Below are 16,111 nucleotides of genomic sequence, written 5' to 3'. Positions count from 1 at the left end.
TGTCGGCTCTGGTCGAGCCCTTGCTTTTAGCGGGCAAGGATGAGGAGTGGCTGAGGCTGCAAAAGGGTTATCTGAAGGTCGGCGGAGGCGGAGCCGAGCTGGAAATCGGGCGGGATGCCAACTGGTTTGGACCGGGCTACCGGGGCGCCCTGACCCTCACCGACAACGCCAGAAACTTCGACCTGATCAAGCTGTCGAGCCCGGAGCCCATCGATGTAAAGTGGCTGAAACGCTATCTGGGGGAGGTGAAGTACGCCCTCATCTTCTCCCGTTTCGACGAGACCGGCAGCGGCGCCACGCTGCGCCACCCTTACTTCCTCGGGGCGAAGCTCTCCGTGATGCCGACGCCATGGTTCGAGATCGGTGGCAACTTTGTGCGGCAGGAGGGGGGACCGGGGTTTACCAAGAAGTCAACCACGCAGGACGCAATCTTTGGCGGGGGGGACACCAACCACAACAACTCCATCGCCGGCATCGACCTGCGCTTCCGCATCCCATGGCTGCGCGACACGGAGCTCTACGGGGAGTATGTCGGAGAAGATTCCGCCGGGTTCTGGCCTTTCGTCGAGAGCTACGTGGCGGGTTTCTTCATTCCGCGCCTGACGGCATCGGGGAAGGATGACCTTCGCTTCGAGTTCTTTTACGGCAACCCCATGCTCTACACCGACGTCAAATTCCCGGCGGGGTACGTCTATGAAGGGATGACACCTGGCCACTCCCAGGGAGGGGGCGCCATCGAGTTCTTCTTCCGCTACAGCCACTGGTTCTCACCCCGCCACAACATGGCGCTGGAATACTTCCGGACCGACAGGGGACATGAGGGGAGGGTCGGCAGCCAGCAGGTCGAGAAAAAGAATGCCGGGCGGATCTTCTGGAACTTTCCCATCCGGGAGCGGATCGATGGCGGCATCATGTACGGCATCGAGATGATCGACAATTTCAACCTGGTAGGCGGGGCGCAGCAGACCAACCAGCTGCTGAAGCTGGATCTTGGTTATCACTACTGAGTCTGGGAAATACCGCACAGTGACCCACCTCGTCTTATAAATCCCCATCTTCCCGACATTATTCCCTTCACCTGATTACCACTAATCTTCCGCTATGAGATTGTCATCCCCGAATGCCCTTTTCGGGGATCCAGATTTCACGTTTAGGAACTGGATTCCCGATCAGAATCGCTTCGGGAATGACAGTTTTGGAAGCTGGTCAGGGGCTAATCAGGGCCGAAGACCGGGCCCCTCCAGCGGGTTACCACCGTTCCCCGCCCCCGAAGAGCACGGCAGCCGCGGCTTCGCGATGGCACTCCTTCAGCGCGGCGAGGCAGCTCTTACGCTCGTCGGGAACATGGTAGAGGAGCAAAGATTTCTGGAGGGATTTCTCCCGGTCCGTTCCAGGCACATAGACTTTTTCGCCGGTGAAGGGATCGAGTCCGGTGTAGTAGATACAGGTGGCAAGGGTTCCAGGCGTGGGAGTGAAATCCTGAACCTGCTCGACCTTCATCCCCCACTGCTTCAGCATGAGGGCGAGATCGACCATGTCGGAGAGGGTGCAGCCCGGGTGTCCGGAGATGAAGTAGGGAACGATGTGCTGCTTCTTCCCGGCTTTGCAGCTCTCTTTCAGGAACGAGTCCCTGAAGCGCTCGAAGGAGGCGCGTCCCGGTTTGCGCATGACGGAGGTGACGCGGTCAGTGAGGTGCTCGGGTGCAACCTTCAGAAGCCCGCCAACATGGTGGCCGACCAGTTCGCGCAGGTAGCGGGGCTGGCGCTCGAGGAGGTCATAGCGGACGCCGGAGGAGACGGCGATGTGCTTTATACGCGAGATAGTGCGAGCTTTGGACAAAAGCCGCGAACTTCTGGCATCGTCGGTGATCAGGTTGCCGCAGGGCTTGGGGAAGAGACAGCTCTCCCGACGGCATTTCGATCCGGCGACCTTGTTGCCACAGGAAAGACCGAACATATTGGCGGTCGGCCCGCCGAGGTCGCTTACGCTCCCGCGGAACCAGGGAAGCTCTGCCAGCTTTTCCAGTTCCTGGAGCACGCTCTTCTCACTTCTGGATTGGATCGTTTTCCCCTGGTGATGGGTGATCGCGCAGAAGGCGCAGCCGCCGAAGCAGCCGCGGTGGGTGGTGATGGAACTTCTTATTTGCTCGTAGGCGGGAATGACCTCTTTATAGCTCGGATGCGGGGCCTTCTGGAAAGGAAGGGCATAAATATCGTCCAGCGCCTTCTCGGAGAGCGGCTCGGAGGGCGGGTTGCATACCAGGTACCGCTCACCGTGGCGCTGGATGACGACCCTGGCACACCCGGGGTTCTGTTCGGCGGAAAGAAGGCGGAAGGATTCGGAATACGAGGCCTTGTCCGATGCGACTTTCTCGTAGCTCGGCAACTCGACGACCCCATCCGGAACTTCCGGCGGAGTGGCAGAGGGATAGGCGGTGCCGCGGATTTCCCTTATGGCTGGGAAGGGCTCGCCGGCCCTCAGCCTGCGTGCCAGTTCCAGCAGCGGCGACTCTCCCATGCCGTAGACCAGCAGGTCAGCCTTGGCATCAAAGAGCGCAGATCTGCGGACCTTGTCTTCCCAGAAGTCATAGTGAGCAAAGCGCCTGAGGCTGGCCTCGATGCCACCAATGACGACAGGGACGTCGCGGTAGGCCTCCTTCAATCTCGAGGTATAGATGATAGTGGCGCGGTTGGGCCTGGCGCCGTGGCGGTTTCCGGGGGTGTAGGCATCGTCGCGGCGCAGCTTCCGGGCTGGGGTGTAATGGGCGACCATGGAATCCATCGCTCCGGCGGCGACACCGAAGAAGAGCCGGGGACGCCCAAGGGCCATGAAGGGCTCCTTGCTCCGCCAGTCGGGCTGCGCGATGATCCCCACCTTCAGGCCGACCGACTCCAGCAGCCGGGCCAGGAGCGGCACCCCAAAAGCCGGGTGGTCGACATAGGCATCGCCGGTCACGAAGATGACGTCAAGTTCGTGCCAGCCGCGCGCGTTTGCTTCGGCGAGGGTAGTGGGAAGGAATTTTGAGGATTGCCCGCCCGACGGCTGAACCTTCTTGGGAGCCTGCTGCCTCGCCGGAGCCTGCTGCTTCGTCGGAGCCTGCTGCTTCGTCAGAGCCTGCTGCTTCGTCGTGGACTGCTGCTTCGTCGGAGCTTGCTGCTTCGTCGGAGTTTGCTGCCTCGTCGTAGACTGCTGAGTCGGAGATTGCGGCTTCGTCCGGGACTGTTGAGTGGCAGGTTGCTGCTTTTTCGGAGATTGCTGTCTGGGAGGTTGCTGCTTTGCCGGTCTTGCCTGTTTCATAAAAACCTATGATGTGAAGTCCCCCTTTAACAAAGGGGGATTTAGGGGGATTTGCTTTTCAACCCTTCACCTAGAGCAAATCCCCCTCGAGCCCCCCTCTCCGTCCGGGAGAGGGTGCCCGAAGAATTAAGCATCAAGGGAAAATCGGCAGCAGGTCGAGGCCCAGGGTCTCAGGGAAGCCGCACATGAGGTTCATATTCTGAATGGCCTGCCCTGAGGCTCCCTTGACCAGGTTATCGATGGCGGAAACCACGATAAGCCTGCCGGTCCTGTTGTCGACGACGATCCCGATGTCGCAGAAGTTGGAGCCTCGTACATGCGCCGTCGACGGGACACTCCCCTCCGGGAGCACCCTGACGAACGGCTCGCCGTCATAGAAGGTCTCATAGAGGGTAATGAGATCGGAAGCGGTGACCTTACCGAGCGGCATCGAGTAGATGGTGGACAGTATGCCACGGTCCATGGGCACCAGGTGAGGCGTGAAGGAGATGGTCAAGTTGCTTCCTGCCAGAAGCGAGAGTTCCTGCTCGATCTCAGGGATGTGCCGGTGTACCCCACCGACGCCGTAGGCACGGAAACCTTCGTTGACCTCGCAGTAGAGACCATCCACCTTGGCCCCGCGTCCTGCTCCCGAAACCCCGGACTTGGCGTCGACGATGATCGACTTCGGGTCGATAACCTTACCCTTCAGAAGCGGTGCAAGCCCGAGGATGACGCTGGTCGGATAGCAGCCGGGGTTGGCCACCAAAGAGGCCTCGGAAATCTGCGCGCGACGCAGCTCCGGAATGCCGTAGACCGCCTCCTGCAGCAATTCGGGGTTAAGGTGCTTGTCGTACCATTGCCCGTACACGTCGGCATCCCTCAGGCGGTAATCGGCGGAAAGATCGATCACGTCCCTCCCCATCTTAAGGAACGTCGGCACCACTTCCATGGCGGCCTTGTGCGGCAGCGCGGTGAAGACCACGTCAACCTTTTCGGCAATCGTTACCGGTTCCAGGTTCTCCAGCAGCATGTCGTAACGGCCGCGAACGGAAGGGAAGATGTCGCTTATGGGGCGGCCCGCGCTCTGTTCGGAGGTGACGCAGGTGACAGCGACTTCGGGATGGTTATGGAGAATCCGCAGCAGCTCGACTCCGGTGTAGCCGCTTGCGCCAACGATGGCAACCTTAAGCATGAAGGCCTCCCTATATTAATTGAAATTGGTAGTTGTGGCAGGACCAGCTAAAACGGAGCTTGTAGTGATAGTTACTGAAAGTAACATGCGGCTGAGACTGATACTACCCCTATGTACATTAAAGAGGCAACCCCTTCTTACGCCGCTATCAGACCCTGCCTCGATAGCCGTTCCGCGCCCCGCACGGGTAAACCCGTAGATTATACCGAAGAAACAGCAAAAGGAGGAACCCTGGTGGATTCCCCCTTTGTAATGCTGGAGCAGCGGCCTTCTCTGGAAGCGGATTAACGCTTGGAGAACTGGAAGCTTGCGCGGGCAGCTTTCTTGCCGTATTTCTTTCTTTCCTTGATACGCGAGTCGCGGGTGATGAACCCGGCTTTTTTCAGCGTACCACGCAGCTCTGCCTCGGCCTCGATGAGAGCCTTGGTGATGCCGTGCTTGATGGCGCCGGCCTGACCGGAGTCGCCGCCGCCCTTGACGGTGACGTAGATGTCGTACTTGCCGACATTCTCGGTCAGCTCAAGCGGCTGCTTCACGACCATCTTCGAGGTTTCCCTGCCGAAGTACTGATCGAGAGTTTTGGTATTTACCGTGATCTCGCCGGAACCGGGCTTGATCCAGACGCGGGCGATGGAGGATTTCCTTTTGCCTGTAGCGTAAAAGCTCACTGCCATTTCATATCTCCTGATGAACGAATTAGATGTTCAGATTTTTCGGCTGCTGGGCTGAATGCGGGTGGGTAGCACCGCTGTAGATCTTCAGCTTCTTCAGCATGTGACGGGCCAGCTTGTTCTTCGGAAGCATACCCTTGACAGCCTTTTTCAGGAGTTCTTCGGGTTTCTTCTCGATCAGCTTGCCGGCAGAGATCTCTTTCAGCCCGCCCGGAAAAGAGGAGTGGCTATAGTAGGTCTTGTCGGAGAACTTTTTGCCGGTAAGGGCGATCTTCTCCGCGTTGACCACGATGACGAAGTCGCCGGTATCGACACTCGGGGTAAAGGTGGGCTTGTTCTTGCCGCGCAGCACGTTGGCGATTTCAGTCGCAACACGGCCGAGCACCTTATTATCAACATCAACCAGATACCAATCCCTGGTCACATCTTCTTTTTTGGCAACTTGCGTCGTCTTCATCTAAACCTCACAGCTATCTGGAATTAGCACTCGTCAGCACTCGGACTTACGGAAAGTTGAAAATTTAATCGATTTGAAGTGCCATGTCAAGACAAAATGTCTGCAGAAGATTGGAAATCCTTTGCATCCCCTTCGCCCAGCGGGAGAGGGTCTGGGGGCGAGGTCTCTTCCGTGACAGCGGGAGAGCCTGAAGGAGGCTACTCAAGGTAGAGAGTCCTCGGGAAACTCCAGCGTCTCGGGGGGATAAAAAACCTCCATCAGGCAAAGGCCGTGAGCCGGAGCGGTCATTCCCGCTAGATGCCGGTCCCCGTCGCGAAGGAGCTCGGCGATGTACTGCGGCGACCTCCTCCCCTGCCCCACCTCGACCAGGCTTCCAGCCATGATACGGACCATGTTGCGGAGGAAGCCGCTTCCATTCACCTCAAGATGAAGGGAGAGCCCCTCCTGCACGAGCTCAAGCGAATTGATGTTGCGTATCGTTGTCTTGGCCGCGCACTTTGCCGCCTGGAAGGCGGCGAAATTGTGTTCACCGATGAACTCGCCACAGGCCAGGCGCATGGCCTCGATGTCCAGGCGTCCGGCGAGACGCCACGAGGTGCGGCGAGCCAGCGGGGAGCGAAGGTTATCGAGGAGGTACGTGTATCGGTAGTGCTTGGCCACAGCATCAGCCCGTGGATTGAAGTGAAGCGGGACCTCGCAGGCGTCGCGCACGGCGATATCATCGGGGAGCATGGTGTTCAGCCCTTCCCGGAAAGCGCGCAACGGGATCCCCTTCTCCGTCTTGAAGCAAGCCACCATGCCGCGGGCGTGGACACCGGCGTCCGTGCGTCCGGAAGAGCGCAACTTGGCAGGCTCGCCGAGCAGGCGCAACAGCGCCCCCTCCATGACCTCCTGGATCGAGATCCCGTTCGGCTGAACCTGCCACCCCGAATAGGCGGTGCCGTCATATTCGACAATCAGTTTGATATTGCGCATAGGGACGTTGTTAAGAATTTAAGTTTCTAATACTGCAACCCTTGAAGAACTGGGCGAAACATTGGGTAGAGTAGAGAATTACTTCCTCAATCTCGCGACGAGGTGCCTCAGCGACTCCTCCTTGCCAAAGGGGGAGTCGCCCCATCTCTAGTTCCGCGGACGAGGAGCAGCGCGTCCAATCTCTTACTTCAGATACTTCTCGATCAATATCTCCGCGATCTGCACGGCGTTGGTGGCCGCACCCTTGCGGAGGTTGTCGGCAACGATCCAGAGGTTGAGACCGTTGTCGATCGATTCATCCTCGCGGATCCTCCCCACGAGCGTCAGGTCCTCACCACCCGCGTTGATCGCCATCGGGTATTCACTTCCAGCCGGATCGTCAACCAACTCAAGGCCAGGGGCATCCTCCAGGAGTTCCCTCGCCTTCTCCACCGTGATCTTCTTCACCGTCTCGATGTTGACCGATTCGGAGTGCCCATAGAAAACCGGCACCCTGACGCAGGTGGCGGTCGTCTTGATCTCCGCCTCCATGATCTTCCTGGTCTCGTTGACCATCTTCATCTCTTCCTTCGTGTAGCCGTTGTCGCAGAAGGAATCTATCTGCGGCAGACAGTTGAAGGCGATGCGATGCGGATAAACCTCGTTCTTGGCGGGACGACCGTTCAGCAGCTCACCGGTCTGGATCCGCAGTTCGTCAATGGCCCTCTTGCCCGTGCCGGATACGGCCTGGTAGGTGGAAACGACGATCCGCTTGATGGTGCCGAAGTCGTGCAGCGGCTTAAGCGCCACCACCAGCTGGATGGTGGAGCAGTTGGGATTGGCGATGATCCCTTTCTTCTTGTAATCCGCGATAGCGTGCGGATTGACCTCGGGGACCACGAGAGGTACGTCCTTGTCCATCCGCCACGCGCTGGAGTTATCGATGCAAACCGCGCCGGCCTTCGCTGCCGAAGGGCAGAATTCCTCGGAACGGGCACCTCCCGCAGAGAAGAGCGCGATGTCTATCCCCTCAAAGGAATCATGGGTGAGCTCCTCAACCTGCACTGATTTCCCGCGGAATTCCAGGATCTGGCCGGCGCTTCGGCTGCTGGCCAGAAGCTTAATCTTCCCTACCGGAAAATCACGCTCCTCTAGGCACTCTATCATCTGGGTTCCAACCGCACCGGTAGCGCCTACGACAGCAATATTCCAAAGCTTGCTCATATATAATTTCTCCTTTTAAACTTACTCCACCTGTAACGCTCTCGCGCCATGAAGGTTCGCGCCCGGAAGGGCGCTCCTACGGGTGAGGCATCAGGTGAAGGGCGCTCCTACGGGTGAGGCATCAGCAACATGGGGGTAAATAAAAACAGGAGCGCGCCCCCGATCCTGCTTGGGGGACGCGCTCCGCTTCGACTGCTACTCAAAATAGAAAAGGACTGACTACCTCTCCTTAAGCACCTGCAGCATGCGGCGCAGCGGCTCGGCAGCCCCCCACAGGAGCTGATCCCCGCAGGTGAAGGCTGAGAGGTACTGCGGTCCCATCTTCATCTTCCGTACGCGACCGATAGGAACGGTCAGCGAGCCGGAGATGGCGGCAGGGGTGAGTTGAGCAAGGGTGTCAGGCTTGTTGTTGGCAACAAACTTCACCCACTGATTGTCGTTCTTGATCATCTCTTCGATATCCGCAATCGGGACATCCTTGTTCAACTTGATGGTGAGGGCCTGGCTGTGGCAGCGCATGGCGCCGACGCGCACACAGAGCCCGTCGACCGGAATCGGGGTGGCGGTGCCGAGGATCTTGTTGGTCTCGGCATAGCCTTTCCACTCCTCGCGACTCTGCCCGTCTTCGACTTCGCGGTCAATCCAGGGAAGGACGCTGCCGGCCAGCGGGAAACCGAACTCCTTGGTCGGGAGTTCCCCGCTCCTGAGGGTCGCGGTGACCTTGCGGTCGATCTCCAGGATGGCGGAGGCCGGATTCTTCAGCTCCTCGCAGACCGCCCCGTGCAGGACGCCCATCTGGCCCAGCAGTTCGCGCATGTTGGGAGCCCCGGCACCGGAGGCAGCCTGGTAGGTCATGGACGAGATCCACTCCACCACGCCGGCCCGGAAGAGCCCGCCCAGAGCCATCAGCATGAGGCTGACGGTGCAGTTGCCGCCGATGTAGTCCTTGATCCCCCTGTCGAGGGCGGCATCGATGACAGCGCGGTTAACGGGGTCGAGGATGATGACGGCGTCGGACTCCATGCGGAGCGTGCTGGCCGCGTCGATCCAGTATCCCTTCCAGCCCGCCTTGTTGAGCTCGGGACGGACAGCCTTGGTGTAGTCACCCCCCTGGCAGGTGATGATGACGTCCAGTTTCTTCAGCTCGGAAATATCCGAAGCGTCCTTCAGGGTCCCGGCGTTCATCGGAGCAGGCTGCCCCGCCTGGGAGGTGGTAAAAAACACCGGGTCGATGCCTGCAAAATCGTTCTCTTCCTGCATGCGCTGGAGGAGAACGGAGCCTACCATGCCACGCCAACCGACAAGTCCGACTTTCATAGCCATAGGTGCTTTCCTTTTGATACGTTATTTAAGAACTAAGCTGACTTAGGTTCATTTTTCTACAACACGACCCTTCCAATATCCGGGTTTATCGCACCTCGTATGTGCAATACCAGGATTTAAAGAAGCGGTTAAAGGTTGGCGATGATCGCGTCGCCGATTTCCTTGGTGTTGACCAGCTTCTCGCCGTCTTTCTGCTGGTAGATGTCCTTGGTGCGGTAGCCCTGGTCGAGGACCTTGGCCACGGCGTTGTCGATGGCATCGGCGGCCTCGACCATGCCGAAGGAGTAACGGAGCATCATGCCTGCGGAAAGGATCTGTGCGATCGGGTTGGCGATCCCCTGTCCGGCGATGTCGGGGGCGCTGCCGCCGGAGGGCTCGTACATACCGAAGGACCCTTCGGCGAGCGATGCGGAGGGGAGCATGCCCAGCGAGCCGGTCAGCATCGCCGCCTCGTCGGAGAGGATGTCGCCAAACATGTTCTCGCAGAGGATGACGTCGAATTGCTTCGGCCATCTTACCAGCTGCATGGCCGCATTGTCCACGTACATGTGAGAGAGCTCGACGTCCGGGTACTCCTTGGCGATGTTGATCACGACCTCCCGCCAGAGGACGGAGGTCGACAGCACGTTGGCCTTGTCGATGGAGCAGACCTTCTTGCCGCGCTTGCGGGCGGCCTGGAATGCCACGTGGGTTATCCTCTCGATTTCCGGAATGCTGTAACGCATGGTGTCGACGCCTATCCGCTCGCGCCCTTCACCCTCGATCCCCTTGGGCTGCGAGAAGTAGATGCCACCGGTCAACTCGCGGATGACCAGGATGTCGAAGCCGCCGGCGATGACCTCTTCCTTGAGCGAAGAGGCGCTGGTCAGCGAGGGGAAGATGATGGCCGGACGCAGGTTGGCGTAGAGGCCGAAGATCTTGCGAAGCGGCAGGAGTGCGCCGCGCTCGGGCTGCTCCTCCGGGGGGAGGGTCTCCCATTTCGGTCCACCCACCGAACCGAAGAGGATGGCGTCCGAGGCCTTGCAGATATTAACGGTGGTCTCGGGAAGGGCGCGACCTTCGAGGTCGATTCCGGCCCCACCGACGTTTGCCGGGGTCCGCTCGAAAGTCACATCATAGCGTTTCTCGACCGCATCCAGCACCTTCAGTGCCTCTGCCATCACCTCCGGACCAATGCCGTCACCCGGCAGAACCGCCACCTTATAAAGCTTTCCCATTGCAAACCTCCACTATTATTTTAAAGTGGCGATTCTATTAGCGGACGCGTCATATTGTCAACAACAAAAAGGTTGTCAAACAGAGGTTTAAGCACCCGATACAGGGGCGAGAAGCCCGATGTTTACATAACCACAGACGTAGGAGCTCCCTTCCGGGCGCGAACATCGGCGGCCGGAAGGGAGCTCCTACGCGACAAGAGGCGGTGCGACCGCGCGCCCCCTATCTCCCTTCGCCTCCACTCCATCTCCTCGGGAACTTGCAGTTTCTCTTCATGAATGGTATGGTACATTTTCTTAAAGCCGTCAAATCCACACCCACCAGATACCAGCGCCCTCGACGGGTGGTGATGGGGCGGCTCTTGCTTTAAATGAAGGGACCTCCCCGTGATTCTCATGTGTGCAACACCTGCAATTCGTGGAGCCGGCCAGCCGGCCTGGCCGGGGACGTTCAACGCCTGGAGGAAACATGTCTCTTTTTTCTCGCCCGCTGCTGGTTACAGCCGCCCTCTCTCTTCTGACCCTGTCTGCCTGCTGTCCCGGCGCCCACAAACAATATATGGGTAACCCGCAGAATCCATATCCCCTCCCCTCTCCTCCCAAGGTCGGTGAGATAGTCCATATCCCGACGGGAGTGAAGGTCAGCCTCGCGCAGATGCTGGATGTCGCCGCCGATGCACGCGTGGTCTACGTCGGCGAGACTCACGACAACCCCGCCTCGCACAAGCTCGAGCTGCAGACCTTGCAGGGTATGGAGGAGCGTCATCCCGGAAAGGTGGCCATGGGGATGGAGATGTTCACCCGTTCGCAGCAACCGATCCTGGACCGGTGGGTAGCGGGAGAACTGGACGAGAAGAACTTCCTGAAGTCGGTGAAGTGGTTCGAGGGTTGGAAGATGGATTTCGACTACTACCGCGACCTGCTGACCTACGCCCGCGACCGCCACATCCCGATCATAGCGCTGAACGCCGAGAAGAGCCTGGTGCAGGCAGTGCGCAGCAAGCCTCTGGAAGAGCTCTCCCCCGAGGAAAAGGCCCAGTTGCCCGAAATGGATCTCGACGACCCGTACCAGCGCGGCATGACCGAGGAGATGTTCGCGGGACACACCCACGGCAAGATGCACGCTGAAGGGTTCCTGCGGGCGCAGACCCTCTGGGATGAGACCATGGCGGAGTCGGCAGCCCGCTACCTGGCAAGCCCGGCCGGAAAGGACAAGCATCTGGTTGTGGTGGCGGGAGGAAACCACATCAACCACGGCTTCGGCATCCCGCGCCGTGTCTTCCGCCGCATCCCGACCTCGTACACCCTGATCGGCGGGAACGAAATCGTGATTTCGGAGGGGAAGAAACCGCAGCTGATGGATGTAGACCTCCCGGAATTCCCGATGCCTCCCTACGACTTCCTTGCCTTCCTCTCCTACGATGCACTTCCCAAGCAGGGAGTGCTCCTCGGGGTGGCGTTCGAGCCGGCGAAATCAGGAAAGGGGCTCACCGTGACCACTGTCGTCCCCGGCTCCAATGCCGAGCGCGCCGGGGTGAAGCAGGGGGACCTGCTGCTGACCATGGACGGGGAAAAGCTCTCCGACAGCTATGACCTGGTCTATGCCATCAAGAAGAAAAAGGCCGGCGACCATGCCTCCCTCGACATAGAGCGTGACGGGAAGCCGCTTCAGTTGGATGTGACCTTCCAGGCTGCCGAGCCTGCCGCCGAACCGAAGCAGCACGGGAAGCCGTAGTCACCGTTTCATTTATCAACAGGAGGGCCGCCTTGCAATCTCTCTCTCGAGGCATGGCGAAGACGTCGATCTTTGCAGCCGTTTTTGCGCTTTGCCTCTCTCTCTCACCTTCGGCACATGCCGCGGGATCGAGGGATGTGCTTTGGGACATCATCAGCAATTGCCTCGACCCCGGAGTCGCCGATTACTGCACGACGTGCCGGTCCCCTCGGGCCGACAGCAAATGCGCTGCGGAGTTGCTGTGCAGGGAGACCACCGAAGTGTGGGCCGAGACGGCGCAATACGTGGCACTGCGGGACCGGAAATCGTGCGGATGCCCCGATGGGTTCGTGCATGGCCTGGCCATCCCCCGCAACAAGGTCACCGGAGTCGAGGACCCGAACCGTCCAGCGGGGATCTGGGAATTCGCCTGGGCCACCGCGAAAACGAAGATCGCCGATCCCATGACTGCGGCGCTGGCTGTTAACCCGGCAGGCGCGCGGGCGCAGGACCAGCTCCATGTGCATATCCTGCGGCTTCGGGACGACGCCCGCGACAAGTTCAGCAAGGCAAACGTCTGCCGTATCGAGAGACTGGACGAGATCTGGAAGAAGGCCGCCGCTCTCGCGGCGGCAGCGGGTCTCACCGACTACGGCGTCCTCGTTGCCAGGGAGGCCGAGGGCGGCTTCCTCGTGGTAGTGGGACCGGAGAGCCCGGAGAAGAAATACACTCGGGAACGCTGCAAGTAAGGGTGTGTCAGTAGAATGATTAGATATTGAGGAGAGTACAAGATGACCAGCACAGCATCGACAGGACCGCATGAATTCGCCATGGACGCCTGGATCAGCACGGCGCCCTTCGAAAGACTCCTCAACATGACCATCGTTGAGGCGGCCGGCGGGCAGGCGACCCTGACCATGCCTTTCTACATCGCTTACAGCAACGGTGCGGGACTGATGCACGGCGGGGCACTGGTCAGTCTGGCCGACACTACGGTAGTCATGGCCATCAAGAGCCTGCTGGAGCCCGGCTCGCATTTCGCCACCACCGACATGGAAGTGAAATTCGTCCATCCCGTCAAGAGGGGGATGCTGACCGCGAGGGCCAGGGTGGTTTCCCGCGAGGATAGAATCATAAAGGGGCAGGCCACCATCTTTGACGACGAGGAGCGCGCCGTGATGGAATTCGGCTCCACCTTCAAGATCGCCCGCGACACCCGCCTGCACGGCATCACCTTCGGAAATGGCAACCCTTCCGATCCGGGTGGATCTGAAGGATCCTAGACGCTTCAATGAGACGCTGACGAGGTCCGTGTCCGGCGCAAGCAGGGCATTTTGTGAGGGATGTTGACGGCTACGCTGCCGCCATGTCATTGTATACAGAATTTGTACTACGTTGGGCGAACCACCTGCGCGTTGCGACGGGAGCCAACATGCGGACTAACCTCAAACTCGGCGCCAATCGAGAAACCACCAAGATAGTGGTGATCTATGCCATCTTCGGCAGCGCCTGGATCTACCTCTCCGACACCGTCCTCTCCTGGTTAATCAACGATCCCGCCCTTCTCTCCGAGATCGAGGTCTACAAAGGCATTTTCTTCGTACTCATCACCTCGTTTCTCCTCTACCAGCTGATCGGGCGCTTCGCCCGGCGCAATGCCGAAATCATCACAGAGCTTGCCGAAAGCGAGGCCCGTTTCCAGGCCATCTACCACAACGTCAACGACGCCCTCTTCATCCACGATGCCGGAACCGGTGACATAGTCGACGTCAATGCGACCATGTGCAACATGTTCGGCTACAGCCATGAAGAAGCGCTCAGGCTGCAGGTGGAGGACCTCAGCGAAGGTCGGTCTCCCTATTCGCAGGACGAGGCTCTGCAGTTCCTTGACCTCTCGGCCCGAGGCATCCCGCAGATGTTCGAATGGCGGAGCAAAAAAAAGGACGGCACCCTCTTCTGGTCCGAAGTCAACATGCGCCACGCGACCATCAACGGCCACCAGCGCATCATCGTGATGGCGCGGGATATCTCGAAGAGGAAGGAGGCCGAGGAGGCGCTGCGGCGAAGCGAGGAAATGCTGAAAGCCCTGATGGAGGAGATGCCGACCGGCGTTGGCTGGACCGACGAATCGGGGAGGATCCAGTATCTGAACAGCTGCATCGTTGACTGGTTCGGCTACACCCTCGACGACGTTCCCACCGTGGATGAATGGCTGCGACGCACCCTGCCCGACCCCGCCTACCGCGCCAAAATGAGGGAGGCCTGGAGCCAGGCCATCGCCCAGGCTCGCGACAACAGGACCGCGGTCGCACCGATGGAGGGGGATATCACCTGCAAGGACGGCTCCCGCAGGCACGTCATGCTCAACATCCGCATGGTGCACAACCGTTTCCTGTATATCTACACCGACCTCACCAAATGGGAGGCGATGCAGAACGAACTTCTCAAGACCCAGAAGCTGGAGTCGCTGGGGATTCTGGCCGGAGGCATTGCCCACGACTTCAACAACATCCTCACCGGCATCCTCGGCAACATCTCGTTCCTAGGGATGCTCCTCGACGAGTCGCACGCCGGGCACAAGCCGCTGCAACAGGCGGAGAAGGCCTCCCTGCGCGCTGCGGAACTGGCACACCAGCTCCTCACTTTCGCCCGGGGGGGACAGCCGGTAAAGAAGGCGGTTGCGGTCGAGAATCTGGTGCGGGAATCCCTTTCCCTCTCGCTTAGGGGAAGCAAGGTCACTACCGCGGTCGATTTCCCCGCCTCGCTCCCCGCCATAAAGGCCGACGAGGGGCAGATGCACCAGGCCTTCAACAACGTGATCATCAACGCGGTGCAGGCGATGCCGGGCGGAGGCACACTCAGCGTCAAGGCGGATGAAATCTCCCTAGGCGACGACAACGACTGGTCACTGCTTCCGGGGGAGTATGTAAGGATCTCTTTCACCGACCAGGGATGCGGGATCTCCAGAGAGGACATAAGGCGGATCTTCGACCCCTACTTCACCACCAAGGCCGGCGGTACAGGCCTCGGGCTGGCCTCCGTCCACTCCATCGTCAGCAAGCACAACGGCACGATAGAGGTCACCTCGGAGGTCGGCAAGGGAACCACCTTCACCTTCTATCTCCCGTCGGCGGGAGAGGTGGCACCGGAGGCCGAGTGCCCGGCCACGCCGCCATCTGTGGAAACGTGGACCAGGGGACCCATCCTGGTAATGGACGACGAGGAAGGAATCAGGATCCTGACGCAGAACCTGCTGGAGCACCTCGGGTATGCCGTCGTTACCTGCAGCAGAGGTGAAGAGGCCGTGCGGCTCTACCAGGAAGCCAGCGAGTCGGGCGAACCGTTCTTCGCGGCCATCATGGACCTCACGGTACCTGCCGGCATGGGGGGAAAGGAAGCGGCGAAGCTGATCCTGGCCTTCGACCCGGCGGCGCGGCTGATAGTATCAAGCGGATACTCCAACGACCCGGTGATGGCGAGCTATGCCGATCACGGCTTCTGTGCCGCCATCGTCAAGCCCTACCGCTGCGAAACCCTTCAGCGGACCTTGATCGACATGGCGGGCACAAGGTAGCCCCTCGTCGAAGTGTCTCCCCATCCACCGCAGGGAGGACGCTCCTGCCGTTACTCCTTTCCCCAAAGCTCCTTCAACCTGGCGTCACGGCCGCAACCGTCGCGGTACTGCTGGTAGCGCTGAGGGTTCTTCTTGTAGTACTGCTGGTGATACTCTTCGGCGGGATAAAACTCGGAGGCGGGCAGGATTTCGGTGGCGATCTTGCGATCGAAGGGTCTCGCGGCTTCCAGCTCGCGCATGGACTCCTCCGCGACCCTTTGCTGCTCCTCGTCGAGATAGAAGACGGCGCTTCGATACTGGCTCCCGAAGTCGCAGAACTGCCGGTTCCTGGTGGTGGGATCTATGTTTCGCCAGAAGAGCTGCAACAGCTCTCGATAGCTGACCCTGGTCGGGTCGAAGTGGATGCGGACCGCCTCGACGTGGCCGGTCTCCCCGGTGCAGACCTCCTGGTAGCTGGGGTTGGGGACGGTCCCGCCGGTGTAGCCGGGGGTGACCGAAAGGACTCCTGG

The 16,111-nt window shown here is 59.8% G+C and carries 14 protein-coding genes; 5 read left to right on the top strand and 9 right to left on the bottom strand.

The window, feature by feature from the left end:
• On the top strand, window positions 1–1,007 hold a 1,007-nt coding region (locus tag AC11W3_RS03755), incomplete at its 5' end, for a capsule assembly Wzi family protein (protein WP_484092514.1).
• 241 nt (window positions 1,008–1,248) lie between these two features.
• On the opposite strand, the gene AC11W3_RS03750 is transcribed toward AC11W3_RS03755, so the two are convergent.
• From AC11W3_RS03750 to leuB, 8 genes are all read right to left on the bottom strand, one after another.
• On the bottom strand, window positions 1,249–3,297 hold the full coding sequence (locus tag AC11W3_RS03750) for a YgiQ family radical SAM protein (protein WP_484091082.1): 2,049 nt from the start codon (window positions 3,295–3,297) through the stop codon (window positions 1,249–1,251).
• Between the two features lie 133 nt (window positions 3,298–3,430).
• Window positions 3,431–4,471 (bottom strand): N-acetyl-gamma-glutamyl-phosphate reductase, encoded by a 1,041-nt coding sequence (gene argC / locus AC11W3_RS03745; protein WP_484091081.1) that lies wholly within the window; start codon window positions 4,469–4,471, stop codon window positions 3,431–3,433.
• A gap of 284 nt (window positions 4,472–4,755) precedes the next feature.
• Complete coding sequence (gene rpsI, locus AC11W3_RS03740; RefSeq protein ID WP_484091080.1) at window positions 4,756–5,145, bottom strand: 30S ribosomal protein S9; 390 nt, start codon at window positions 5,143–5,145, stop codon at window positions 4,756–4,758.
• Window positions 5,146–5,167: 22 nt separating this feature from the next.
• The gene (gene rplM / locus AC11W3_RS03735; RefSeq protein ID WP_484091079.1) at window positions 5,168–5,599 is read right to left on the bottom strand and encodes a 50S ribosomal protein L13; all 432 of its coding nucleotides are present in this window, start codon (window positions 5,597–5,599) and stop codon (window positions 5,168–5,170) included.
• Window positions 5,600–5,800: 201 nt separating this feature from the next.
• Window positions 5,801–6,574, bottom strand: a complete 774-nt coding sequence (gene truA / locus AC11W3_RS03730) for a tRNA pseudouridine(38-40) synthase TruA (RefSeq protein WP_484091078.1) — start codon at window positions 6,572–6,574, stop codon at window positions 5,801–5,803.
• 183 nt (window positions 6,575–6,757) lie between these two features.
• The gene (locus AC11W3_RS03725) at window positions 6,758–7,777 is read right to left on the bottom strand and encodes an aspartate-semialdehyde dehydrogenase (RefSeq protein WP_484092513.1); all 1,020 of its coding nucleotides are present in this window, start codon (window positions 7,775–7,777) and stop codon (window positions 6,758–6,760) included.
• Between the two features lie 219 nt (window positions 7,778–7,996).
• Window positions 7,997–9,094, bottom strand: coding sequence for an aspartate-semialdehyde dehydrogenase (gene asd, locus AC11W3_RS03720; RefSeq protein WP_484091083.1), 1,098 nt, complete (start codon window positions 9,092–9,094; stop codon window positions 7,997–7,999).
• 134 nt (window positions 9,095–9,228) lie between these two features.
• A complete protein-coding gene (leuB, locus tag AC11W3_RS03715) occupies window positions 9,229–10,317 on the bottom strand; it encodes a 3-isopropylmalate dehydrogenase (protein ID WP_484091076.1) in 1,089 nt (362 codons plus the stop codon).
• Window positions 10,318–10,783: 466 nt separating this feature from the next.
• Here leuB and AC11W3_RS03710 point away from each other — a divergent pair, with 466 nt between their 5' ends.
• The 4 genes from AC11W3_RS03710 to AC11W3_RS03695 all read left to right on the top strand — a co-directional run bounded on the left by AC11W3_RS03710 (window position 10,784) and on the right by AC11W3_RS03695 (window position 15,602).
• Window positions 10,784–12,049, top strand: a complete 1,266-nt coding sequence (locus AC11W3_RS03710) for a ChaN family lipoprotein (protein WP_484092512.1) — start codon at window positions 10,784–10,786, stop codon at window positions 12,047–12,049.
• 32 nt (window positions 12,050–12,081) lie between these two features.
• Complete coding sequence (locus AC11W3_RS03705) at window positions 12,082–12,777, top strand: CDP-diacylglycerol diphosphatase (RefSeq protein ID WP_484091074.1); 696 nt, start codon at window positions 12,082–12,084, stop codon at window positions 12,775–12,777.
• A gap of 42 nt (window positions 12,778–12,819) precedes the next feature.
• The gene (locus tag AC11W3_RS03700) at window positions 12,820–13,311 is read left to right on the top strand and encodes a PaaI family thioesterase (RefSeq protein ID WP_484091073.1); all 492 of its coding nucleotides are present in this window, start codon (window positions 12,820–12,822) and stop codon (window positions 13,309–13,311) included.
• Window positions 13,312–13,460: 149 nt separating this feature from the next.
• Window positions 13,461–15,602: a hybrid sensor histidine kinase/response regulator gene (locus AC11W3_RS03695; protein ID WP_484091072.1), complete on the top strand. Its 2,142-nt coding sequence runs from the start codon at window positions 13,461–13,463 to the stop codon at window positions 15,600–15,602.
• A gap of 50 nt (window positions 15,603–15,652) precedes the next feature.
• Here the strand turns inward: AC11W3_RS03695 and msrA are convergent.
• A partial coding sequence (gene msrA / locus AC11W3_RS03690) for a peptide-methionine (S)-S-oxide reductase MsrA (RefSeq protein ID WP_484092511.1) occupies window positions 15,653–16,111 on the bottom strand: 459 nt, incomplete at its 5' end.

It is taken from the genome of Geomonas sp. (assembly GCF_056994735.1).
Note: the sequence above shows the minus strand (reverse complement) of the source record. Positions and strands in the feature narration are given on the sequence as shown.